The 1,731-nt window shown below is 68.1% G+C and carries 1 protein-coding gene and 1 pseudogene; both read left to right on the forward strand.

Features of this window, described 5'->3' with window-relative positions; genetic code table 11:
• Nucleotides 1-313, forward strand: a 313-nt coding sequence (locus ACWCP8_RS41145) for a CoA transferase (protein ID WP_451121676.1), incomplete at its 5' end; no start/stop codon positions are given.
• A gap of 1,263 nt (nucleotides 314-1,576) precedes the next feature.
• Nucleotides 1,577-1,731 (forward strand): annotated as a pseudogene (locus ACWCP8_RS41150) (MFS transporter); the annotation flags it as partial.

A 1,731-nucleotide genomic window follows, 5' to 3' on the forward strand; every position in this document is an offset into this window, starting at 1 on the left:
GTGGACCTCGACGCTCCCCAAGTGGGAGGTGCTGGAGCGGCTGAACGCGCACAACATCCCGTGCGGCCCGATCCTCTCCACCAAGGAGATCATCGAGGACGCCTCGCTCGTCGCCAACGAGATGGTCGTCGAGGTGTCGCACCCGCAGCGCGGCTCGTTCGTCACCGTCGGATCCCCGCTCAAGCTCTCCGATTCCCCCGTCGACATCACCAGCTCGCCGCTGCTCGGCGAACACAACGACGAGGTCTTTGTCGGGGAACTCGGCCTCGGTGACGAGGAGTTGGCCCTGTTGCGCACCGGCGGGGTGATCTGATGCCGCTCGGACCGGCCGACGGCGTCTTCGTGCGTACGTGCTGTCGTCACGGCCACCGTCATGGCCACGCCGGTCGACGTCGGTCGCGTGCTGTGCACCGCGTTGTGTCCCGGATCCACGGGTATCCGCACTGCGCCGCCCGTACCGCCCGTATGACCTCAGACTGAGGCGTCGGCCCCCATCGTGCCCGCGGCGACGGACCCCGTCCGCCGCCGCGGCGCGGGTGCGAGGCCGGACGGTGTGTTCTCAGGCGCCCCCTGGCACCGTCCGGCTCGCCCACCCGGCGTCATCCCACCCCACAACGACACAGTGGAACGGCAACGCAAAGCCATGAGCGTCAGCGTGAGCGCCATCGACGACCCGTCGCACGATCGCACGATCATACGGTGTCCACCATCCGCGAGGTCGTCAATTGCCTTGAGCTGTACGGCAATACGACATCGGCAGGCCCAGGGACGGGGTGCGCCCTGCGCACGTCCACAGCAACGTGCGGAGCGACCGCACCGTAGGGGTGCAGCGGCCCCTCTCGACGCGCTCGGCACGGAGATCGGCTTCACGTCGCCGAGCCTGCGCGGTCTCGACTCCATGAATGCGATCCGGTCCTTCCGCGACGGGAGGGCCAAGGGCTTCCTCGGGGGCGCGAGCATCTTCGTTCGAGCGGCCCCGGGCGGCGAGGGTGTCTGAACAGGCCCTGGCGCTCCCGCCCGGCGGCCCGCCTCTCCATATCGGCCGGCGGGTCGTCCTCGGAATGTGTGGCACGACGGGGTGGAACGCCGAGCTCGCGGGTTCCGGCTCGTCGGCCGTCCGACGCCGCGCGGGTCACCACCCGGAGCCCCTGCGTTGGTGCCGCCGGGCAGCGTTGCAGACCTGAGTAACACCCCGACGCCCAAAGGAGATCGTGGTCCGATGGGAGTCCGCCGCGGTCCGACGCGGCGGACGCGGACCTCCGCGTGACATCCGGGCAAGAAAGACGGAGTGCAGCCCCTAGACAGAGTGACGCCCCGTCTACAGAATACGGTCTACTCCATATCGTATGCAAAGTCTTCACGTGTGGAGTGGATCACTGTTCCCGTCGTCGTGGAGGGGGTTGCACATGTGGTGACGCGAAGTCAGGACTCGTGAGCGCACGCGCGCTCCGGGCCGGGCCAGGGTGCAGGGAACCCGGCCGGCTGTGGGGCGGATTGCGGGGCGGACTGGTCCTGACGGCACAAGGGAACCGGACAGGGGGCGCTGATCAGGGTTCTGCGACGTAGGGGAAATGGCATGACGACAACTGACATATCATCACACATTCCGTACAGGGAGGTGACGGACCGCAACGGCCGCGTGTTCCGGCTCGGTGAGTCCGACCGGGACATCATGCGGAGACCGCGCTGGACCATGGTGCTCTTCCCGTGGATCGGCATGATGGGCATCAG

The organism is Streptomyces sp. NPDC002206 (assembly GCF_053593595.1).